Genomic DNA, 19,880 nt, shown 5'->3' with positions numbered 1-19,880 from the left:
GGTGACAATAGTGGGTTCCCATTCTTCATACTCCATGCAACTCTCTGTATTCGTACAGAATTTGCACTTCGTTTGTGAATCCACCCGGCTACAGTCAAAAGCCTCGTAATCATGGTTATGTAAATAAAGTACGCCACCCCAGCTCCACCAGCCACACCCGCTTGCCGGTCTTCTTCCAGCATGGTGCGGCAAGGTCTCATATGGTTTCGAAGGCGGAGTGTTCTAACAGATTGCCGGGATCCGTGCAGTGATCGTGGAGCCGGGGTCGATTAAGCAGGCGCATAAACCCAATGAGTTTGTCGAGGTCGAACAGCTCGAGAAATGCGTTCAGTTTCTAGGCGACATCATCGGCTTTCTCGCGACGGAATCACCGCTTCGCGCAGTGACCTTTGCCTGCTTGTCGCGATAATCACGCGGCGAGCAATTTCATTTCGGCGAATGTGCTCACTCCATCTGCGACAGCAAAAGCACCTCGAAGGTCACGCAGACCCGGTTAGCACGCGCTGTGAGTTCCCCCCTCACCGGCGGCCCCTCAAGCCCTACGGAAATCGCGCAACGGCCATTTTCCCCGAACAAAAGTACTTCGGTTGCAATATCCATCAATGCTGGCTGCCCCTGCAGTTGCGTGCCGACGAAACTCCCCAGCCCTTTCACCACGCTGACCGACGAGCCAGAAACCGCCGCGCATTTCTCTATGCCGTCTTCGATCACTTCGTTGGGCCGGATCGCTCCAAGCACAGCGTTCGGGTTGTCCACCGGCCCTGTAGCAACGGGCCGAAACAGGGTGAACTCCGTCTCGGCATCCGGCTCGGTTTCGAGCATGGCCCCTTCGAGCAGCCAAACATCCACGGTATGATCCGCAGATAGGACCGCCTTCTCCGCCAAGAGATGCCCCGCATGACAGGCTCCGTCCTCCGCCCGCCACATCCCGTGAATATGCGCGAATGCCGCACCATCCCGCCGCCCCAGATGCGCACCAGCCCGTTCGATTACGGCATCTCGCAACTCGCTCTCCGCGCTGTACCACGCCACATGCCGATCATCCGGCGAGGGTGCGGGGCGCACGAAGGTGAGCTTTTCGACAGGCAGATCAGTCAGGTCGAACCACGCGCCCGCGCCATCCGCTGCTTCCGTCATCGCCTCAAAAAGCGTCGCCCCCGCAGGCAATGTCACCCGGCGATGCACCGCCCGGCAGGGCAGCGCACTGACACGCGCAGCCTCTGTCGGACCGGGGTGTTGCACCATTCGTGTCTCAGACATCCGCAAGCGCGCCACGTTCGGCCAGTTCGGCGCGGATTAACTTCTTGGTGATCTTGCCATAGCCCGATTTCGGCATCTCATCCCAGAAGACCACAGTTTTAGGCATTTTGTAGCGCGGCACCTTATCCCCCAGCCACGCCAGCAACGCATCGGCCTCAGGCGCGGCACCCTCGGCGACGCAAACCGCGATCCCGACCTCGCCCCATGTCGGGTCCGGCATCCCCAGCACGGCGCATTCGCTGATGGCCGGGTGTTGCAAAATCTTCTCCTCAATCTCGCGCGGGTAGATGTTGGACCCGCCTGAGATATACATGTCCGAAGCCCGGTCGGTGAGATAGAGAAACCCTTCGGCGTCCATATGCCCAAGATCACCGGTCAGGAACCAGCCGTCGCGAAAGGCTTTGGCATTGGCCTCGGGGTTGCTGTGGTAACCCGCAAATACCGCCGGACCGATCACGGCAACCTCACCAGTCTCACCTGCCGCGACCTCTTTCCCCTCGGCATCCTGCACCTGAACCTGCATCCCCGTCCGGGCAAAGCCGCAAGTACCGATCCGCATCACGGCATCATCGACAGAGTGCTGCGCGGGCGGCAACACGGTGATATTTCCCGTCACCTCGCCCAAGCCGAAATACTGCACCAGAACAGGGCCCAGAACCTCGATCGCACGGATTTGGTCGGCGCGGTACATCGGCGCCCCGGCATAGATCATGTAGCGCAGGCTGGAGTGGTCGTGTTCGTGAACCGAAGGATGTTCGACCAGCATCTTCACAATCGTCGGCACGGTAAAGGCATTCGTCACGCGCCATTTGGCCACCAAGCGCCAAACCTCGGCGGGGTCGAACTTTGCCCCACCGGGGAGAATAGTTTTCACCCCATGGGACACCTGCGCCAATTGATGAATACCCGCACCATGCGACAGCGGCGCGACCACGATGGATGCATCGTCAGGCCCGGTGCCCGGCATCAGGTCGCACAGATGGTTGGTGATCACGAAAGCCAACTGGCCATGCGTGAGCACCGCCGCCTTCGGCTTACCGGTCGTGCCCGAGGTAAAGAAAAACCACGCAGGATCGTCGCGATCCACCGCGGTCACGGCAACCGGCACCTTCGCGAACTCCACCACAAGTGTGTCGTAATCGTCCTCTCCCGCCCCGCCGATCGTGACGGTGAAATCGACACCCTCGCAGGATGCGATATGGGCGGCGAACTCGGCCCCCGCCAACAAACCTTTGGCCCCCGAAGACATGGCGAGCCAGGCGACCTCTTCCGGCGTTTGGCGAAAATTGGCGGGCACCCAAACGCAGCCGAGCTTCCAGCAGGCAAAGGCCGCTTCAAACATCTGGTTGCAGTTCGCAGATTGCACCAGCAACCGGTCGCCCTTGCGCATGCCGTAACGATCGCGCAGGGCGGCGGCAAAAGCGGTGGCGCGGGCTTCCAACTCGGACCAAGCCCAAGTGTCTTCACCCCAGACCAGCCCGATCTCCTCAGGCTGACGCCGCGCGGAGTCTGCCAAAAACTGCGAGAGGTTCATGACGCGGGTGGAGATAGGCTGCATCACGCCACCCGCTCAAGGATCGAGGCATAAGAGGCAACCGCCGCCCCGCCCATGTTAAACACCCCGGCAAGCTCGGCATCGGGGATCTGCATGCCGCCCGCCTCGCCCATCAACTGCATCGCCGCCATGACGTGCATCGACACGCCCGTGGCCCCAATCGGATGGCCCTTCGACTTCAACCCGCCCGAGGGGTTCACCGGCAGACGCCCGTCCTTGGCGGTCCAGCCCTCGCGAATGGCGCGGCTGCCTTGACCCGGTTCCGTCAAACCCATCGCCTCGTATTCCAACAGTTCCGCCACGGTGAAACAGTCGTGGGTTTCCACAAGGCTCAGGTCATCTAGCGTCAGGCCACTCGCCTCGAATGCCTGCTCCCACGCCCGCCGCGCGCCATCAAAGCGGGTGATGTCCCTCCGCGACAGTGCCAACGGTTCGTTGGTATGGCTGCGCGCGCGGAAACGGATGGCGCGCTGCAACTGGGCCGCCACTTCGGGCGCAGCCACAACCATCGCCGCCGCCCCGTCAGACACCAGCGAACAATCCGTGCGCCGCAGGGGGCCAGCCACGAGGGGGTTCTTCTCGGACACAGTGTTGCAAAAGGCCACATCGAAATCCCGCTGCATATGGGCAAAGGGATTTTGCATTCCGTTGTAGTGGTTCTTCGCGGCGATCATCGCCAGCGCTTCGGATTGGTCACCATAGCGCTGGAAATAGCTGCCCGCGATCTGCCCAAAAAGCCCGGCAAAACCACCGCCAACGCCCGCTTCCTCCGCCCGGTAAGAGGCACCGAGCAAGATGTCCCCCACCTCCGCCCCCGGCGTTGCGGTCATCTTTTCGGCCCCAACGACCAAGGCAATCTTGCCACGACCACTGGCGATGAAATCCATCGCCCCATGCAATGCGGCGGAGCCGGTCGCGCAGGCATTCTCATATCGCGTGGCGGGGACGCGGGCCAAAGCCTGATTCCCCATGCCGACGAGCGCCCCCTGAAAATCTTGATCCGAGAAACCATTGTTGAAGACCCCGACAAAGATACCGTCGACATCCTCTGCTGGCACGCCGGCATGGGCCAAGGCCGGTCCCGTGACCTCAGCCATCAGCGCTTCGGTATCGAGCGCGTCGCTTTTGCTAAAGGCGCTATGGGCCCAGCCGACGATATAGGGGTCCGTCATCATTCATCCTCCTCCAGTACCGGCTGCGGCATCCTGCGCGCCAACCGGATTTCAATTTCCCGCGCTTCGCGCTTCAACAATTCCGCCAACTCACCATCACGCGGCGGCAGCATTCGGCTTTCGATCGCGGCGATCGACATGGCGCCCGCGACGGAACCGTCAGGGCGACAAAGGGCCACGCCGATGCCCCAACTGCCCGGCACGATTCGCCCGGGGTTCAAGGCAAACCCCCGCTCGCGGGTCCGCGCCACATCGCTGCGCAAAAGGTCGGCGTCGTAATCCGGGTAATCGCTGGCCATCCGCTCTGCGTTGTCTTTGAGCACCATTTCGACCTCCGCATCCGGCAGCGCACTCAGCATCGCCAGCGAGCCTGCGCCAATGCCCAAAGGGTGCTGCGCGCCGGTCTCAAGCGCATGGGTCCGGATCGGGAAAGCCCCGTCTTCGCGGTGCAGGCAAACCGCAGCCGAGCCGCGCCGCATGTTGACGAAGGCCGTGTCGCCGCTCGCCTGCGCTAGCCGGACAGCCGCATCCGCTGCAATCTCCAACAGCCCATGGCGCGGGGTCGCGAGGGTGCCGAGAACATAGCTTTCCTCCCCCAGAAAATAGAGCCGCGTGGCACTGTCCTGCTCCACAAGACCGCGCCGAATTAGCGCAAGCATCAACCGGCGGACCGTGGGCTTGCCCAGCCCCGAAGCCTCAATCAACCCGGACAAAGACACACCCCGCCCGGCCCCGCGCCCGGTGATCTGCAAAAGCCCCAGGGCACGGTCTACCGCTTGGCTGCCGCTGGCGGGGGTCGCCTGACCTCCGACGTTCATAATGTGGACCTCTTGCGTCTGGGTTCCGGGGTTTCGACACAAAGAACTGCGCATTCCCGCATTGAATGCAAGAAATATCTTGCCCGAACCGCCGAACTCTGTTCCACATTATGGCTCAATGAGGGAGGAACTATTATGAAAATGATTTCAAAGGCGGGTTTCGCCGCAATTTTTGCAACCGCCGTCTTTTCCAGCGCGGCCAGTGCCGACACGCTGCGTTTGTCGCATAACACCGGCGACACCACGACTTGGCACAAAGGGGCAGAGAAATTCGGCGAACTTCTGTCCGAGAAAACCGATGGCGCCTATGACGTGCGCGTCTTCCCCAATGCGCAGCTCTCTGGCGGCGACCAGATGAAACAGGCCGAGATGGTGGGCCGCGGGGCGCTTGACCTCGTCGTCACCTCGGCGATCAACGTGACCCCCTTGGTGCCCGAGATGGCCGTGTTCTCGCTCCCCTATCTCTATGCCAACTACGATCAGGTAGACGCGACCACCCAAGGCGAACCGGCGAAACTGCTCGAAGACATCCTGCGCGAAAAGGGCATCGAAGTGCTGGCTTGGGGTGAGAACGGCTTTCGCGAAGTCACCAACAACGTCCGCCCGATTAAGACCCCCGAAGACATGAAGGGTCTCAACATGCGCGTCGCCGGACCGATGTATATCGACGTGATGAACGCGCTCGGCGCTAACCCCCAGCAGATGCAATGGGGTGAGACGATGACCGCACTTCAGCAGGGCGTCGTTGATGGGCAGGAAAACCCGATTGGGGCCGTGATCATTCCCCAGCAGGTTTTCGAGGTGCAAAAACATCTGACCGCTTGGCACTACTCCTATGACCCAATCTTCCTTGGTGTCTCGACCGAAGTCTGGGGTGATCTGGACGAGGCGGCCCAAGAGCAGATGCGCGCCGCCGCGACCGAAGCCATGGAATATCAGCGCAAAATCACCCGTGAAGGCACCGCTGAAGGCGTCGCCTTCCTGCGTGACAAAGGGATGGAGGTTTACGAGCCGTCCGAAGAGGAACTGGCCGCCTTCCGCGAAGCGACAAAACCCGCCTTCGACACTTGGGCCGCCAAAGTGGGCACCGACATCGTCGGTAGCTTCCAAGACGCCATTGCCGCGACACCCGCGAACTAAAGCCTAGGCGCGGCCCCGCACTGGGGCCGCGCCGATCCGGGAGGGTCGGAGCCATGCGATTTCTGCTGAACGAGTTTGAAAAGATTGTCTGCGCCGTGCTGTTTCTTGGCATGACGCTGATCGGTTTCATCAATGTCGTGGTCCGCTATGCCACGCATTATTCTTTCGCCGCCTCGGAAGAGCTGCTGACCAACGGCTTTCTCCTGCTGACCGTCTTTGGCGCCGCGATCGCCGCACGGCAGGGGCAGCATTTGGCCGTCACGATCGTTCAGGATTTCCTGCCCCGCCCTGCGGCCCGCGCCGTATTTATGCTCTCGGTGATCCTTTCGGTTCTGCTTCTGGCAGCTTCCGCATGGTTTTCTTGGGCCACATTGATGAACCAGATCGGCAGCGGCATCCGCAGCTATGCGCTCGGTGTGCCTGCGTGGTGGTATCAGACCGGCCTGCCCTTCGGTTTTGCCCTGATCATCATCCGCTACCTGCAACATGCCGCAGAAATGTGGCGCGCGACGCGCCAAGAACCGCGAGCGCGAACCAGTGTTTGATATCTCCAGCATAGGTGCCGGCACCCAGATGATCGTCGCCTTTTTCCTGCTGATGGCGCTGCGCGTGCCCGTGGCCTTCGCGCTCGGCCTCTCGGCCATGTACGCCATGTGGCAAATCGGCTTCGGCTTTGACCTCGCAGGCGATCTCATCGCCACCGGCATCGCGAAATACGCCCTGCTCGCCATCCCCTTCTTCATCCTCGCCGGGACGTTGATGGGCACCCTGGGCATCGCCGAGCGGATGATCCGCTTTTTCCGTATCCTCATCGGCAACCTGCCCGGCGGCATGGGTGTCGTCGGCACCGTGGTCTGCCTGTTCTGGGGCGCGGTGTCAGGCTCGGGCCCGGCTTCCGTCGCGGCCATCGGTCCGATGATCATCAAAGGCATGCAAGAAGACGGCTACCCCCGTGCTGCCGCCGCCGCTTTGGTCTGCACGGGCGCGGCCTTCTCCATCGTCATCCCCCCCTCCATCGGCCTCGTAATCTATGGCGTCATTGCCGAGACATCAATCTCCGCACTGTTTATCGCAGCGATCATCCCGGGCCTCTTCATGGGCGTGCTGATGCTGGTCATTCTGCCCTTCATTAAATCGTCTGACCGCGCGGAGTTGGACAAGCTTTCACCCGCACCGCCCAGCCAAGGCTACTGGCGCGATCTCGGGCAGAGCTTTCGCGAGTCCTTCTGGGGACTGATGACCCCAGTCGTCATCCTCGGCGGCATCTACTCCGGCATCTTCACCCCCACCGAAGCCGCCCTTGTCGCCACCGTCTATGCCATCGCCGTGGGCGCTTTTGCCTATCGCACGCTCACCATCCGCGCCCTCTATGACGCCCTGACCGAGGCCGCCTCTTCCTCCGCCGTCGTCATGTTGGTGGTCGCCTATGCCAGCCTGTTCGGGTGGGTTGTGACGGTCGAAGACCTCGTCGGCCAATACTCCGACCAACTGCTCGGCCTGTCGGACAATGGCGGGGTGATCTTGATGGTCATCATGCTGATCCTCCTGATCGCAGGCATGTTCATGGACCCGGTGACAGTGATGTTCATCTCTCTCCCGATCTTCCTGCCGGTCGTGCGCGAACTTGGCTGGGATCCAGTTTGGTTCGGCGTCCTGGTGATGGTGAACCTCGCCATCGGCCTCATCACCCCGCCCGTCGGGATCAACCTCTACGTCGCCGCGAACATCACCCGCCAACCTTTGGAACATATTGCCCGCGCCGCCTTGCCGTTTCTCGCGATCAGTGTAATCGGCCTTGCCATCGTGGCGGCGGTCCCTGCCCTCTCCCTCTTCCTGCCCGAGGTTCTGAAATGAACGATACCGTTGCCCTGATCACCGGTGCCGCGCGCGGCATCGGCCTCGCCACCGCCGCGCTTTTCCACGCAGAAGGCCGCCGCGTCGTACTATTAGACCGCGATGCGGAAGAACTTGCGGAAGCCGCGGCCACCCTCTCCGGCGCACTTGCCATCACTTGCGACGTTTCAATCCCACAACAAGTCGCGCAAGCCGTCGCGGAGATGGAGCAAACCTTCGGGCGCCTCGACATTCTGGTCAACAATGCAGGCGTCGCCGATTTCGGCCCCTTGGCCGAGACTGATTTTGCCCGCTGGCGACGCGTGATGGAGACCAATCTCGACGGCGTGTTTCTGATGTCCCAAGCCTGCCTTCCACTCCTCAATGCGCGCGGTGGTGCCATCATCAACATTGCCTCGATCTCCGGCCTACGCGCCTCGACGCTGCGGATCGCCTATGGCACGTCCAAGGCCGCGGTGATACATCTGACCAAACAGCAAGCGGCAGAGCTTGGCGAAGTTGGGATCCGCGCGAACTGCGTCTGCCCGGGACCAGTAGACACGAAACTCGCGCTTGCCGTCCACTCGCCGGAGATACGCGCAGCCTATCACGACGCAATCCCCCTCAACCGCTACGGCTCCGAGCGCGAAATCGCGGACGTCATATGTTTCCTTGCAAGCGACCGGGCAAGCTATGTGACTGGGCAGGTCGTTGCATCCGACGGCGGGTTCGACGCCACGGGCGTGGGTTTGCCTGCGCTGCGGGGCTAACTGGGAACTGTTGCGTTAGCAGATGCTACTTGGCGACGATTATGGTTGTATCATCTGACAAGAACTATGGTGCTTGCTAGAAAACAACGAGAAGTCGTCAAGGGGAACGCTATTGTGGAAGTTATCCAAACCGGCTTGCTAGAAGTTCCCTTTTTAAAGCCCGCAAAATTCGGGGCTGCACGAGGGTTCTTTTCAGACAGCTGGAACCGCAAGATACTGGCGGAACATGGAATCGCTTTAGATTTCGTGCAGGACAATCATTCCCTGTCTGCCGCCATGGGAGCAGTACGTGGGTTGCATTCTCAGGCCCCGCGTCCCGGGGCAGAGCGAAAAGCCCTCAACATTATCGCCGACCAGATTGTCCGCCCCACCGGCGCTGCCGAGATTGCGACGGCCTGTGATACCATTGTGCGGCAGTCGATAGACTATCCGGCCAAAAAGCAGTACCGATCATTTCTCCGGCGCACCGGATGTCAGCTGGGCCGATTTCGCTCGAGAAATTTTCGGGGAGGCGGGGTTGGATTGCATGGAAACGTGAATTCTCGCTTCCGATCACTCGACCCCGCCCAATGGTCGCTAAAGTCTCGTCCGGATTGTTGCGCCACACAGCCCGTTTTCGGCATCCCACGCTCGGACCGGCGTGAGCCGCCTACAGATATACTTAAAGACCTTGGAGGCCGATCATGAGCAAACGCAAAGGTATCATTCTCGCTGGAGGGTCTGGTACAAGGCTCTACCCGATCACTATGGGAATTTCGAAGCAACTCCTGCCGATCTACGACAAGCCGATGATTTACTACCCGCTGTCGGTTCTCATGCTCGGGGGCATCCGTGACATCGCCATGATCACTACGCCGCAGGATCAAGAGCAATTCATCCGAACGCTCGGCGATGGCAGCCAGTGGGGGATCAATCTGACCTACATTGTGCAGGAGAGCCCCGACGGTTTAGCGCAAGCCTATCTGCTGGCTGAAGACTTTCTGGCCGGTGCGCCTTCTGCAATGGTGCTCGGCGATAACATCTTTTTCGGTCACGGGCTGCCTGACATGCTGGCCTCTGCAGATGCGCGCATCGGAGGAGGCACTGTGTTTGGCTATCACGTCTCTGACCCAAAACGTTACGGGGTCGTTGGCTTTGACGCTAATGGCATAGCCCGAGAGATCATCGAAAAACCCGATGTGCCGCCCTCGAAGTACGCTGTGACGGGTCTCTATTTCCTTGACGGCGATGCCCCGAAACATGCAGCAGAGGTTCAGCCATCGGCGCGCGGCGAATTGGAGATCACTTCGCTGCTTGAGATGTATCTACAGGCGGGCAAACTGCAGGTCGAACGCATGGGGCGCGGCTATGCTTGGCTGGATACCGGCACCCATGGCAGCCTGTTGGACGCGGGAAATTTTGTCCGTACGTTGACCGAGCGACAGGGTTTGCAAACCGGTTGTCTGGAAGAGATCGCCTTTAAAAAAGGTTGGATCAGCGAAGAAGCCCTCGCAGAGCGCGCCGAGATGTTCACTAAGAATGACTATGGCAGCTATCTTGCCACGTTGAAGTAAGCCTGCGCTCCTCAATCGCGTGGCGCGGTTGATTTGCAGGTGCGTTTCTTCGATGGTCCGCTTCGGTCAACATGACGGATTGAAGTACAGACCGGGTCCTACCTGGGTGAGGATGACATCATTCGCCACGAGGACGTTTACGCGCGCAAGTAGTGAGGTCTTGACGGCGGCGTGTCTAGCGCGATGGCGTACCGCTGCGCGCGCTAGACACGCCCCTTTTGATGCGAACAGGCCTCGGGAGGGCACCCTTGATATAGCGACCATTGTGACCCAAGCACTTTTTGGCGCTTTGATCTCGTTGATTGATCCCGATCAAATCCCTTTGATCGCGCCGCCGTCAATGCGAATGCGCGACCCGGTGACGTAGCCTGCCCGCGCCGAGGCGAGGAAGGTGACTACATCGGCAAATTCTTCCGGTTTGCCGTAGCGGCCCGCCGGGATCGTGGCGCGGGACCTGGCGGCCACCGTGGCCACGTCGCTATCGGTGCGTTTGGCCGCGGCGGCGTCCAGCTCGTCCACCCGCTGCGTGTGGATGCGCCCCGGCATCACCACGTTGACGGTGATGCCATCACCCGCGACCTCGTTTGTGAACTGGCCCCCATTTCGACCGGACACCTTGGACTGACCAAGGAGGCTTAAGGATAGCCTTAAGCACGTGTTTATGTCTGAGATGGAAATCATTACTGATGGCGGGCGGCGTCGACGCTGGTCTGCGGCAGAAAAGCTGCGGATCGTTGAAGAGACCCTCTATGACGGGGACAGCGTTTCCGCTGTTGCTCGCCGTAATGGCGTGGCCCCAAATCTGTTGTATCGTTGGCGTAGATTGATGCTCGAGGGAGGGAGTATCGCCGTGACAGGGGATGATAGCGTGACCAGTAATAAGGCTGTCCGAGAGATGGAAGCCCGCGTGAGGGAGCTCGAGCGCCAGCTGGGACGCAAAACGTTGGAAGTGGAGATCTTGAAGGAAGCGCTCGACAAGTCCCGCTCAAAAAAACCGACCTTGCTTGTGCAGTCGCTCAAACCGGGCGGTTCCCGGTGAAGGCGGTGGCACAAACGTTAGGCGTATCCCGTTCGAACTTGCATGAACGACAGAAAGGAACCACGGAGCCGCGTCGGAGCTATTATAAAGCTCAGGACGCGGCGCTCTTGCCACGTATCGAGCGTTTGGTGGCGGAGCGCCCAACCTATGGCTACCGCCGGATTTGTGCAGTGCTGAACCGGGAACTCAAGGCAGAAGGCCTTGCCCCGGCAAATCATAAACGCGTCTATCGCATTATGAAGGCCAATCACCTGCTGCTGGAGCGATCCGGCTTCAACCGGCCCGAACGCGCCCATGACGGCAAGGTCATCATGATGCGGTCGAACTTACGCTGGTGCTCTGACGGGCTGGAGTTCACCTGTTGGAATGGCGACATTATCCGCGCGGCGTTCCTGCTCGATGCTCATGATCGTGAAGTCATCGCCTGGCGGGCCGTCGCCAATGCCGGGATTAGCGGCTCGGACGTCCGTGACATGCTTTTGGAGGCTGTCGAAAAACGCTTCGGCAACTATCACGCGCCAGAGGTGGTCGAGGTCTTATCCGACAATGGAAGCGCTTATACAGCAAAGGAAACCCGCATCTTCGCTCGCCAGCTCGGCCTGAAGTCATGCTTCACCCCAGTCGCCAGCCCGCAATCCAACGGCATGTCCGAAGCCTTCGTAAAGACGCTCAAACGCGATTACGTGCGCGTCAATCCACTACCCAATGCCGAAACCGTTTTGAATTTGATAGGAGAATGGATCGAGGACTATAACAACAACCACCCCCACAGCGGCCTAAGATGGCGCTCGCCTCGCGAGTTCATCAAGGCTACAACCGAAACCGCTTAGGTGTCCGGTGAAACGGGGGCCAGTCCAGTTTGCCAATGTCTTCGACCAACCCACCACCGCCGAGCGGATGCCGTTGCTGAGCGCGAGGTTCGGAATGGGCTGCTCCACGCCCGAGGAGGTGATCGAGATGATCCGGCCCCAGCCACGTGCCTTCATCTCAGGCAGGAGCCGCGTGTTGAGGTGAAAGAGGTTCGCCGCCATCGCCTCGAAATGCGCAAGCCACTGGCCACGCTCGGCCGCCTGAGCCGTGCCCGGGGGCGGGCCGCCGCCGTTGTTGACGATGATGTCCGCGCCGCCGTCCGATAGCAGCTGATCGGCCAGCGCGTCGACCTGGGCGAGGTCCGACAGGTCGCATTCAACGGGGTGAACGTTCTCCATGCCTTCCGCCCAATCGGCGATCTTGTCGCGGCTGCGCGCGGCGGCAAAGACGGTCGCGCCCTCGGCGGCCAAAGACTTGGCAATCGCCATGCCAAGGCCCCGGCTGGCCCCCAGCACGAGCGCACGTTTGCCGTTCAGTTCGAGATCCATCAGTTCAGTTCCTTCAGTCGTTTTTCCTGTCGCGCGATCAGCCGGTCGACCTCGGCGCGGGTGGCTTCGCTCAGCGCGGCACCGGGGCGGCGCTGCGCGTCGTGGGCTATAATGCCGCGTTTCGCGAGCGTGTACTTGCGGATCGCCAGACCTAGCCCCGGCTGTTGCTCGAAGCGCGCCAGCGGCAGGTAGGCGTCGAAGATGTCCTGCGCGCGGATCAGCTCGCCGCGGCTGCACAAATCGACCACCTGCACCATCATTTCAGGATAGGCGAAGCCGGTCATCGCACCATCGGCGCCGCGGCCCATCTCCTCGGGCAGGAACAGGCCGCCGTTGCCGCAAAGGATCGACAGCGGGCGCTCCAACATGCCCTCGGCGCGCAGGGTGGAGATCTTCTCCAGCCCCGGCCAGTCCTCGTGTTTGAGGCAGACGCAGGTCGGCAGTGCATTGACGATCCGCGCGATCACCTTGGGCGCGATCTGCACGCCGGTGACGAGCGGGAAGTCCTGCAGTACGAAGGGCACATCGCCCAACACTTCGGCCACCTGTCGGTAATAGTTCACGATCTGGTCGTCGGTACGCAGGCTCCCGGGCGGGGCCACCATGACACCGGCGGCGCCCAACTCCATCACCGCGCGGGTGAGCGTGTCGATCTGCGCGAAGCCGGGGGCGGATACGCCCACGACCACCGGCACCCGGCCCTCGACGCGTTTCAGGATGCGGGCGACGACCTCTTGCGATTCTTCGACCGTGAGCTTCGGGGCCTCGCCCATCATCCCCAAGACCGTCAGGCCCGTGGCGCCCACCTCGAGATAGAAGTCGACCATGCGGTCGCAGCTTTCCATGTCGATGCGGCCATCGGGGTGGAAGGGGGTCACGGCGATGACAAAGACGCCTTTCGCCTCTGCTGTGAGTGCGGACATGTTCTCTCCTATCTTGTCTGTTGCAGGGCGACCCGGCCGATCGCCATGGCGGTGGCCGCCTGACAGGGCTCGATGACGGGCACGCCGAGGGTTGTTTCAAGCTCACCGCGAAAGGCGGTCATCCCGGCGCAGCCGAGGATCAGCACATCCGCCCCCGCGCCATCGCGCAGCGAGGTGCCGACGGTCTTCAGCCGCTCAAAGGTGCGGGTCTCGTCGGCCAGTTCCAGCACGCCGAGCTCCAGCGGTTCGTCGCCCGCGAGCCGGTCCATCACCCCCATGGCGCCGAGGTAGCGCATGTGCCGCGAGATCGAGCGGCGCAGGATCGAGATGATGCCGAAGCGCTGGCCCAGCGTCATCGCGGTCAGCACCGCCGCCTCCGCGATGCCCAAGACGGGCCGCTGCGATTGTTCGCGCAGGGCGGCCATACCGGGGTCCGAGAAACAGGCGACGACAAAGGCGCTGGCCTGATCCTCAAGCGCCGCGCAATGCGACAGCATCGGGCCGACGACACCGTCGACATGGGCCTGCGTCTCGATCCCCGGGGGGCCTTCGGCCAGTGTCCGCGCGACGATCGGCACCGGGGAGGCCGCGCGCATCGGGTCGACCGCGCGGTCGATGCCGTCGGTCACATGCTGGCTGCTGTTGGGATTGACGATGTAAATGGTCATGGCTGGCCTTCCGTGCCGTGGGGACTGCTGCCCCAGAAATTCGCGGGCAGGTCGAGATCCGGCGCACCGCCGAGGCGGTCGATCATCAACTCGGCCTGCGTGGCCGCTTCGCGCAGCGCCGCGCTCTCGTCGAGCCGTGTCGCACGGGCGTCGCGCAGCACCATCTCGCCGCCCACCATAACGTTGCTCACGTCGTTGCCGTTGGCAAAGCAGACCAGCCGGTGCACCGCCATGTTGCCGGGCTGCAGATGCGGGCGGGAAAGGTCCATGGTCACGATGTCGGCCTGTTTGCCGACCTCCAGCGAGCCGATGCGGTCTTCCATCCCGAGCGCGCGAGCGCCGTCGATGGTGCACATCGCCAGAACCTTGCCGATCGGCAGCACGTCGGCGTCACGGAAATGGCGGCGGTGGTAATGCATCGCTTGCTGCATGTGCCGGAACATGTCGCCCGAGCGGTCCGGCGCGGTGGCGTCCGACCCGAGGCCGACGCAGACACCCATGTCCATCATCTCCACCGCCGGGCAACGGCCCGAGATCGAGGCATTGGCCGAGGGGTTATGCGCGATCTTGGTACCTGTTTCGGCCACCGCGATCATTTCGTCGTCGTGCAGGTCGATGCAATGCGACAGCAGCGCGTTCGGCCCCAATGTCCCCAGTTCCTTGGCCCGCCGGATCGAGCCGCGCCAGTGCCCGTCCTGGGTAAACACCAGTCCCTTGTCGCGGGCATGGGCCTGCACCGCTTGGGTCTGCGCGCAGGCGGCGGCGTAATCTTCCGGGGCCATGTCGCGTTCGTGTTCGTCGCGCAGGACGGGGTAGAGCATGGCGATGTTGATCCGGCCCGCGTGGGTGTTGTGACAGTCTTCGGCCACGGCTTTCGCGGTGTCGAACTGCTGCTCGAAGCTCACCGGATAGGGGCACCGCTCGCCGGTCTCCCAATCGGCGTAAGTCAGCGGGTGTGGTGCGCGGGTGGGGCCGATGGCCACGACGCTGCGGGTGCCGATCTCCAGTACGCCTTCGCAATGCGCCGCGGCATAGGCCGGATCGTCGCTGCGCATGATCGTGTCTCCGCCGCCCAAGAGCGACACGCCGGTGGTCACGCCGAAGCGCAGCCGCTCAAGGGCCGCCAGCCGCGCTTCCGCGCGCCAGAAATCGGGGGGGGAGATCTGTGTATAGACCTCGCCGCAGATCGCCTCCCAACGATCGCCTGCGTGCATGCCCATGGTCTTGATCAGACCATGGCCGGCGTGGGCATGCACATCCACGAGCCCCGGAAAGATGACATGGCCGGTGCAGTCGATCACCTCCGTGGCTTCGAGCTGTTCGGTCAGCTCCGAAGCGCTGCCGATGGCCACGATCTTGCCGCCTTGGACCGCCACGGCCCCTGCCTCGATCACCCGGCGGGCGGGGTCCATGGTGATGACGGTGCCGCCAGTGAGGAGCCTGTCAGCCTGCATGGGCCACCTCCGGAAGATGCGGCAGCTGCGTCACGTCGATCACCCCATCGGCGGGCATGGTGAAATCGGGATGCTCCCCCGCGATTCCGATCACCCGCAGCGGGTTGTAAAGCGTGAGCCACGCCGGGTCCTCTTGCAGCAGGCCGTAGGCCTCCTGCCAGACCTGCGATCGGGCGGCGCGGTCGGGCATGACACGCCCGCGGTCGATCAGCGCCTCGATCTGCGGGTTGGCATAGCCCTGCCACCAAGAGCCGGCCACGCGGCTGTCGATCTTCTCGTAGAGCACGCGGTAGGTGCTCATCGGGCTTGAATCGAAGACGCAGAGGTCGCGGATTTCCTTGCGGCGTACCATGTGCGCATAGTCTTCGCGCTCGGGGTGGATGTGCACGTTGAGCGTGATTCCCACCTCCTTGAGCTGCTCGCCAAGCGCGGCGGTCAGCCGCTCGGCCTCGTCCGGCAGGCGCGTCGGGCAATCGACGTCGAGCGTCAGACCATCGCCGTGCCCGGCTTCGGCCAGCAGGGCGCGGGCGGTGTTGCGGTCCATCTGCGCGCCCTGCCCCGTACCGGCCCCGAAATGGTTCGGGCTGACGAAGCCGCGCAGCGGGCGGGCAGCGCCCTGCATCACGGTCTCGACAATGGCCTCGCGGTCGACGGCGAGGCTCAGCGCCCGGCGCACACGGGCATCCGCCAGCGGGCCGCGCGCAGCATTCAGCAGGTAGATGATCGCGACGGGCGAGAGGAACTCGTGCCGCATCGCGCCGAGGCTGCGCGAGGCTGCGAAGTCGAGGCCATTGGCGACCTGGACCTTACCATCCGCCAGCATCGCCTGACGTTTGGCCGCGCCGGGTTCCAGCAGCCATGTGACCGTCTCATTGGCCGGGGTGCCTGAAAAATGCCCCGCCACCCGCGCGGCACTGATTTGCTCTGGCGTGATCTCGGTGATCCGATAGGGCCCGCTGCCGATCTGCGCGCTGTGGTCGCCCGCGTCGAGCGCCGGGAAAGCCGAGGGTGCCACGATGAAGCCTTGCTCCAGCACGTCTAGGAGATCCGCCATCGGCGCGGTCAGCGTGACGCGCAGCCGCGTCGGCGCCAGAACCTCCAGCCCTGCCCCGCCCAGAAACTGCCGCCATACCGCTGGCGCGCCCAGGGTATAGCCCTTGTCCTCCCGCGCCATGCGGGTGAGCGAGGCGGCGACGGCCTCCGCGTCACAGGGGGTGCCGTCGTGGAAGGTCACGCCCGGCTGCAGGTCAAAGGTCCAGACGGCTGCGTCCTCCGACACCTCCCAGTCCCGCGCCAGCGCGCGGGCAAACCCCTGCCCGTCGCGTTTCACCAGCGTGTCGTAGATGGCGTGCAGCACCGTTAGCTCATCATTGGCATCGGTGCAGTCATGCGGGTCGTGAAGGCCCAGCCGGGCCTGTGCGATCAGAGTCATACGACATCCCTTTCCGGCTCGTCGATCAGGTGGCAGGCGACGCTTTGGCCGTCGCCGACATCGCGCAAGGCTGGCCGTTCGGCGGCGCAGCGGTCCCAGGCGAAGGGGCAGCGGGTGCGGAAACAGCAGCCCGAGGGCAGCGAGAGCGCCGAGGGCACCTCGCCCGTAAGCTCGATTTCCTCTTTATCCCGCTTTTCCTTGATGCTGGGTGCAGCCGAGAGAAGGGCGCGTGTGTAGGGATGACGTGGGCGCGAGAACAGCACGTCGCGCGGGGCGTTCTCGACCATGAAACCGAGGTACATCACGCCGATCTTGTCGGCGATGTGATGCACGACCGAGAGGTCGTGGCTGATGAAAAGATAGGCGAGGCCAAACTCGTCGCGCAGGTCCTTCATCAGGTTTAGGATCTGCGCCTGAATCGACACATCCAGCGCCGAGACTGGCTCATCCGCGACGATCAGCCCCGGGGTGACCGAAAGCGCCCGCGCGATCCCGATGCGCTGACGCTGGCCGCCGGAGAACTGGTGTGGGTAGCGCCCGGCGTGTTCGGCGTTGAGGCCGACCTTCGCCAGAAGCGCTTCGATCTTTTCGGGCACCTCGCGCCGTTCGGCGGCGGTCTTGGTCTGCTGCAGCAACGGCTCCGCCACGATATCGCGCACCTTCTGGCGCGGGTTAAGCGAGGCATAGGGGTCCTGGAAGATCATCTGCATCTTTGCGCGGACGGGCAACATCTGCGCAAAGTCATGCTTGGCCACGTCCTCACCATCAATGCGCAATTCGCCGCCCGTGGGTTTGTAGATGCGCGCGATGGTCTTGGCGACGGTGGACTTGCCGCAGCCGCTTTCGCCCACCAGCGCCATGATTTCACCGCGTTCAATGCTGAAGTTCACCCCGTTGACCGCGCGGACAACAGGCTTGTCAATCCGAGGGCCCTTCTTGCCAAAGCGCAGTCGGTCGAGGACAGAACCGCCCAAGGAGAAATGCATCTCAAGGTCGCGCACGTCGAGCATCGGTGCAGGGGCGTCGGTCATGCGGTATCTCCGGGGCTGAGAGGAAAGTGACAGGCCGCCGATAACGAGCCGCGCTGTGGCTTCAGATCGGGTTCGATCTCCGCACAAAGGGCCTGCGCGCGCGGGCAGCGGTCGCGGAAGTTGCAGCCCTGGGGCAGGTTGCGAATATCCGGCACGGTGCCGGGGATCTGCTTCAGCCGTTCGTGACGGTTGCCGAGGTCCGGGATGCTGTCGATCAGTCCGCGGGTGTAGGGATGCGCCGGGGCCTCAATCAGCTCGCGGGTGCGACCGCGCTCCACCACGTTGCCGCAATAGAGCACGGTGATATGGTCGGCCATCTCGGAGACCACGGCCAGGTCATGGGTGACGAGAATCATCGAGGCGCCCTTCTCAGCGATCTGGCGGCGCATCAGTTTCAGGATCTGGCTTTGAATTGTCACGTCGAGCGCGGTTGTCGGCTCATCCGCGATGATCAGACGGGGCCGCGCCAGAAGGGCGATGGCGATCACCACGCGCTGGCGCATCCCGCCCGAGAACTGGTGCGGATAGGCCTTGAGCCGCTCCGCCGCGCGGCTGATGCCGACGCTTTCCAGCATCTCGACGCAGGCCGTGTGACGCGCCTCGGCGTCCAAATCGCTGTGCAGACGCAGGACCTCGTCCATCTGCCGGCCCACCGTGTGCAGCGGGTTGAGCGAGGTCATTGGGTCTTGGAACACCATCGAAATGTCACGCCCCCGGATCTCGCGCAGCCGCGCTTCCCCGGCTTTCACGAGATCCTCGCCGTCGAGCAGGATCTCCCCGCCTTCGATCTTGCCGGGGCTGTCAATCAACCCAAGGATCGAGAAGCCGACGACTGATTTGCCGCCGCCGCTCTCACCCACGAGGCCCATGACCTCGCCCGCCGCAATGTCGAAGCTGACGCCGTTCACGGCTTTCACCGTGCCCGCGAAAGTGTGAAAATGGGTCCGCAGATCGCGCACTTCGAGCAGTTTATCTGGTGCCGTTTCGCTCATCACTTCAGCCTCGGGTTCAGTTCGTCGCGCAGGAAATCACCAAAAAGGTTGATGCCAAAGACCAGCATCATGATCGCCACGCCGGGAAAGACGCTGGTCCACCACAGGCCGGAGAACAGCACGTCGAAACCGTTCTTGATCAACAGTCCCAGCGACGGCTGGGTGATCGGCACGCCGACCCCGAGGAATGACAGTGACGCCTCGATCAGCACGAAGGTACCCACCTGGATCGTCGCGATGACGATAAGGGGCGTCAGCACGTTGGGGAGTACATGTTTTCGGATGATTTTGTGGTTCGGCAGGCCCGCGACCTTTGCGGCTTGCACGTATTCCTTTTCGATCTCCGAGAGGGTCGAGCCGCGCACGGTACGGGCATAGACCACCCACCCGACGGCCGTCAGCGCGATCAGCACCTTGTCGATACCGGTGCCCACGGCGGACATCAAGAATAGCGCGATCAGGATCGACGGGAAGGAAAGCTGGATGTCGGCCATGCGCATGATGACGCTGTCGACGATGCCGCCGTAGAACCCCGCGATCAGCCCCAGCAGCGTGCCGATGAAGCAAGACGCCACCATGGCCACCAGACCGATGAACAGCGAGATCCGCGCGCCATAAAGGATCGAGGCCCAGACGTCGCGCCCCTGCCCGTCGGTGCCGAGCCAGAACTGCGGATCACCTCCTTCGAGCCAGAAGGGCGGCTTGTAGCTGTCCATCAAGTTCAGCGCCGCGATGTCATAAGGATCCTGTGCCACGAGGAAGGGGCCAAGCAGCACCGCGAGGGCAAAGAACGCCATCAGCGCGCTGCCGATCATCGCCGAGGAGCTGCGGCGGTAGTTGTAGAAAAATTCAGATTGGAAGAATGCCGTCATCTATCCGCCC

20 protein-coding genes and 1 pseudogene are annotated in these 19,880 nt (G+C 62.6%); 8 read left to right on the top strand and 13 right to left on the bottom strand.

Annotation, left to right across the window (positions count from 1 at the left end):
- Positions 1 to 444 precede the first annotated feature (444 nt).
- The 4 genes from ACGYLX_RS18340 to ACGYLX_RS18325 are packed head-to-tail and all read right to left on the bottom strand — an operon-like array spanning position 445 to position 4,805.
- Positions 445 to 1,260 carry a hypothetical protein gene (locus ACGYLX_RS18340; RefSeq protein WP_394451114.1) on the bottom strand — a complete coding sequence of 272 codons (816 nt, stop codon included), beginning with the start codon at positions 1,258 to 1,260 and terminating at the stop codon, positions 445 to 447.
- On the bottom strand, positions 1,253 to 2,818 hold the full coding sequence (locus ACGYLX_RS18335; RefSeq protein ID WP_394451112.1) for an acyl-CoA synthetase: 1,566 nt from the start codon (positions 2,816 to 2,818) through the stop codon (positions 1,253 to 1,255). Before ACGYLX_RS18335 ends, ACGYLX_RS18340 begins: the two co-directional genes overlap by 8 nt.
- The gene (locus tag ACGYLX_RS18330) at positions 2,818 to 3,987 is read right to left on the bottom strand and encodes an acetyl-CoA acetyltransferase (protein ID WP_394451119.1); all 1,170 of its coding nucleotides are present in this window, start codon (positions 3,985 to 3,987) and stop codon (positions 2,818 to 2,820) included. The genes ACGYLX_RS18335 and ACGYLX_RS18330 overlap by 1 nt, the downstream gene beginning before the upstream one ends.
- On the bottom strand, positions 3,987 to 4,805 hold the full coding sequence (locus ACGYLX_RS18325) for an IclR family transcriptional regulator (RefSeq protein ID WP_394451110.1): 819 nt from the start codon (positions 4,803 to 4,805) through the stop codon (positions 3,987 to 3,989). The genes ACGYLX_RS18330 and ACGYLX_RS18325 overlap by 1 nt, the downstream gene beginning before the upstream one ends.
- A gap of 135 nt (positions 4,806 to 4,940) precedes the next feature.
- Between ACGYLX_RS18325 and ACGYLX_RS18320 the strand changes: the two genes are divergently transcribed.
- From ACGYLX_RS18320 to ACGYLX_RS18290, 7 genes and pseudogenes are all read left to right on the top strand, one after another.
- Complete coding sequence (locus tag ACGYLX_RS18320; protein ID WP_394451108.1) at positions 4,941 to 5,945, top strand: DctP family TRAP transporter solute-binding subunit; 1,005 nt, start codon at positions 4,941 to 4,943, stop codon at positions 5,943 to 5,945.
- Between the two features lie 53 nt (positions 5,946 to 5,998).
- Positions 5,999 to 6,490, top strand: a complete 492-nt coding sequence (locus tag ACGYLX_RS18315) for a TRAP transporter small permease (RefSeq protein WP_394451106.1) — start codon at positions 5,999 to 6,001, stop codon at positions 6,488 to 6,490.
- Entirely contained in the window at positions 6,483 to 7,799 is a 1,317-nt protein-coding gene (locus ACGYLX_RS18310) for a TRAP transporter large permease (RefSeq protein ID WP_394451104.1), read from the top strand. Before ACGYLX_RS18315 ends, ACGYLX_RS18310 begins: the two co-directional genes overlap by 8 nt.
- Positions 7,796 to 8,548 carry an SDR family NAD(P)-dependent oxidoreductase gene (locus tag ACGYLX_RS18305; RefSeq protein WP_394451102.1) on the top strand — a complete coding sequence of 251 codons (753 nt, stop codon included), beginning with the start codon at positions 7,796 to 7,798 and terminating at the stop codon, positions 8,546 to 8,548. The genes ACGYLX_RS18310 and ACGYLX_RS18305 overlap by 4 nt, the downstream gene beginning before the upstream one ends.
- Positions 8,549 to 8,614: 66 nt before the next feature.
- On the top strand, positions 8,615 to 9,235 hold the full coding sequence (locus ACGYLX_RS18300; RefSeq protein WP_394451100.1) for a dTDP-4-dehydrorhamnose 3,5-epimerase family protein: 621 nt from the start codon (positions 8,615 to 8,617) through the stop codon (positions 9,233 to 9,235).
- Entirely contained in the window at positions 9,232 to 10,101 is an 870-nt protein-coding gene (rfbA, locus tag ACGYLX_RS18295) for a glucose-1-phosphate thymidylyltransferase RfbA (protein WP_394403528.1), read from the top strand. The genes ACGYLX_RS18300 and rfbA overlap by 4 nt, the downstream gene beginning before the upstream one ends.
- Before the next feature lie 78 nt (positions 10,102 to 10,179).
- Positions 10,180 to 10,254: pseudogene (locus tag ACGYLX_RS18290) on the top strand (hypothetical protein); the annotation flags it as partial.
- A 159-nt stretch (positions 10,255 to 10,413) separates the two neighbouring features.
- Here the strand turns inward: ACGYLX_RS18290 and ACGYLX_RS18285 are convergent.
- Positions 10,414 to 10,716: an SDR family oxidoreductase gene (locus ACGYLX_RS18285; RefSeq protein WP_394451098.1), complete on the bottom strand. Its 303-nt coding sequence runs from the start codon at positions 10,714 to 10,716 to the stop codon at positions 10,414 to 10,416.
- A 55-nt stretch (positions 10,717 to 10,771) separates the two neighbouring features.
- Here ACGYLX_RS18285 and ACGYLX_RS18280 point away from each other — a divergent pair.
- Positions 10,772 to 11,970, top strand: a protein-coding gene (locus ACGYLX_RS18280) for an IS3 family transposase (protein WP_394451117.1) whose coding sequence is annotated in 2 segments (ribosomal slippage) — positions 10,772 to 11,087 and positions 11,087 to 11,970 — 1,200 coding nt in all. Because the reading frame shifts where the segments join, the coding sequence is not laid out codon by codon here.
- Here ACGYLX_RS18280 and ACGYLX_RS18275 read toward each other — a convergent pair.
- Genes ACGYLX_RS18275 through ACGYLX_RS18240 form a run of 8 tightly spaced genes read right to left on the bottom strand, consistent with a single transcriptional unit; the run spans position 11,917 to position 19,870 of the window.
- Positions 11,917 to 12,498, bottom strand: coding sequence for an SDR family NAD(P)-dependent oxidoreductase (locus ACGYLX_RS18275; RefSeq protein WP_394451096.1), 582 nt, complete (start codon positions 12,496 to 12,498; stop codon positions 11,917 to 11,919). The two genes, ACGYLX_RS18280 and ACGYLX_RS18275, sit on opposite strands and share 54 nt — an antisense overlap.
- The gene (locus ACGYLX_RS18270; protein ID WP_394451095.1) at positions 12,498 to 13,421 is read right to left on the bottom strand and encodes a dihydrodipicolinate synthase family protein; all 924 of its coding nucleotides are present in this window, start codon (positions 13,419 to 13,421) and stop codon (positions 12,498 to 12,500) included. Before ACGYLX_RS18270 ends, ACGYLX_RS18275 begins: the two co-directional genes overlap by 1 nt.
- A gap of 8 nt (positions 13,422 to 13,429) precedes the next feature.
- The gene (locus tag ACGYLX_RS18265) at positions 13,430 to 14,089 is read right to left on the bottom strand and encodes an aspartate/glutamate racemase family protein (protein ID WP_394451093.1); all 660 of its coding nucleotides are present in this window, start codon (positions 14,087 to 14,089) and stop codon (positions 13,430 to 13,432) included.
- A complete protein-coding gene (locus ACGYLX_RS18260; RefSeq protein ID WP_394451091.1) occupies positions 14,086 to 15,543 on the bottom strand; it encodes an amidohydrolase family protein in 1,458 nt (485 codons plus the stop codon). Before ACGYLX_RS18260 ends, ACGYLX_RS18265 begins: the two co-directional genes overlap by 4 nt.
- Positions 15,533 to 16,975 (bottom strand): ABC transporter substrate-binding protein, encoded by a 1,443-nt coding sequence (locus tag ACGYLX_RS18255; protein ID WP_394451089.1) that lies wholly within the window; start codon positions 16,973 to 16,975, stop codon positions 15,533 to 15,535. The genes ACGYLX_RS18260 and ACGYLX_RS18255 overlap by 11 nt, the downstream gene beginning before the upstream one ends.
- Complete coding sequence (locus ACGYLX_RS18250) at positions 16,972 to 18,006, bottom strand: ABC transporter ATP-binding protein (RefSeq protein WP_394451087.1); 1,035 nt, start codon at positions 18,004 to 18,006, stop codon at positions 16,972 to 16,974. Before ACGYLX_RS18250 ends, ACGYLX_RS18255 begins: the two co-directional genes overlap by 4 nt.
- The gene (locus ACGYLX_RS18245) at positions 18,003 to 18,998 is read right to left on the bottom strand and encodes an ABC transporter ATP-binding protein (protein ID WP_394451086.1); all 996 of its coding nucleotides are present in this window, start codon (positions 18,996 to 18,998) and stop codon (positions 18,003 to 18,005) included. The genes ACGYLX_RS18250 and ACGYLX_RS18245 overlap by 4 nt, the downstream gene beginning before the upstream one ends.
- Positions 18,998 to 19,870, bottom strand: a complete 873-nt coding sequence (locus ACGYLX_RS18240) for an ABC transporter permease (protein ID WP_394451084.1) — start codon at positions 19,868 to 19,870, stop codon at positions 18,998 to 19,000. The genes ACGYLX_RS18245 and ACGYLX_RS18240 overlap by 1 nt, the downstream gene beginning before the upstream one ends.
- Positions 19,871 to 19,880: the final 10 nt, after the last annotated feature.

This window comes from Sulfitobacter sp. 1A13496, assembly GCF_043557225.1.
Lineage (GTDB): Bacteria > Pseudomonadota > Alphaproteobacteria > Rhodobacterales > Rhodobacteraceae > Sulfitobacter > Sulfitobacter faviae.
The sequence above is the reverse complement of the archived record's forward strand: the minus strand, read 5'-3'. Positions and strand labels throughout refer to the sequence as shown.

What these genes read in the sequence shown, in the direction of transcription:
- ACGYLX_RS18340 (WP_394451114.1), bottom strand. Translation starts at nt 1,260, where the DNA reads ATGTCTGAGACACGAATGGTGCAACACCCCGGTCCGACAGAGGCTGCG.
- ACGYLX_RS18335 (WP_394451112.1), bottom strand. Translation starts at nt 2,818, where the DNA reads ATGCAGCCTATCTCCACCCGCGTCATGAACCTCTCGCAGTTTTTGGCA.
- ACGYLX_RS18330 (WP_394451119.1), bottom strand. Translation starts at nt 3,987, where the DNA reads ATGACGGACCCCTATATCGTCGGCTGGGCCCATAGCGCCTTTAGCAAA.
- ACGYLX_RS18325 (WP_394451110.1), bottom strand. Translation starts at nt 4,805, where the DNA reads ATGAACGTCGGAGGTCAGGCGACCCCCGCCAGCGGCAGCCAAGCGGTA.
- ACGYLX_RS18320 (WP_394451108.1), top strand. Translation starts at nt 4,941, where the DNA reads ATGAAAATGATTTCAAAGGCGGGTTTCGCCGCAATTTTTGCAACCGCC.
- ACGYLX_RS18315 (WP_394451106.1), top strand. Translation starts at nt 5,999, where the DNA reads ATGCGATTTCTGCTGAACGAGTTTGAAAAGATTGTCTGCGCCGTGCTG.
- ACGYLX_RS18305 (WP_394451102.1), top strand. Translation starts at nt 7,796, where the DNA reads ATGAACGATACCGTTGCCCTGATCACCGGTGCCGCGCGCGGCATCGGC.
- ACGYLX_RS18300 (WP_394451100.1), top strand. Translation starts at nt 8,615, where the DNA reads ATGGTGCTTGCTAGAAAACAACGAGAAGTCGTCAAGGGGAACGCTATT.
- rfbA (WP_394403528.1), top strand. Translation starts at nt 9,232, where the DNA reads ATGAGCAAACGCAAAGGTATCATTCTCGCTGGAGGGTCTGGTACAAGG.
- ACGYLX_RS18275 (WP_394451096.1), bottom strand. Translation starts at nt 12,498, where the DNA reads ATGGATCTCGAACTGAACGGCAAACGTGCGCTCGTGCTGGGGGCCAGC.
- ACGYLX_RS18270 (WP_394451095.1), bottom strand. Translation starts at nt 13,421, where the DNA reads ATGTCCGCACTCACAGCAGAGGCGAAAGGCGTCTTTGTCATCGCCGTG.
- ACGYLX_RS18265 (WP_394451093.1), bottom strand. Translation starts at nt 14,089, where the DNA reads ATGACCATTTACATCGTCAATCCCAACAGCAGCCAGCATGTGACCGAC.
- ACGYLX_RS18260 (WP_394451091.1), bottom strand. Translation starts at nt 15,543, where the DNA reads ATGCAGGCTGACAGGCTCCTCACTGGCGGCACCGTCATCACCATGGAC.
- ACGYLX_RS18255 (WP_394451089.1), bottom strand. Translation starts at nt 16,975, where the DNA reads ATGACTCTGATCGCACAGGCCCGGCTGGGCCTTCACGACCCGCATGAC.
- ACGYLX_RS18250 (WP_394451087.1), bottom strand. Translation starts at nt 18,006, where the DNA reads ATGACCGACGCCCCTGCACCGATGCTCGACGTGCGCGACCTTGAGATG.
- ACGYLX_RS18245 (WP_394451086.1), bottom strand. Translation starts at nt 18,998, where the DNA reads ATGAGCGAAACGGCACCAGATAAACTGCTCGAAGTGCGCGATCTGCGG.
- ACGYLX_RS18240 (WP_394451084.1), bottom strand. Translation starts at nt 19,870, where the DNA reads ATGACGGCATTCTTCCAATCTGAATTTTTCTACAACTACCGCCGCAGC.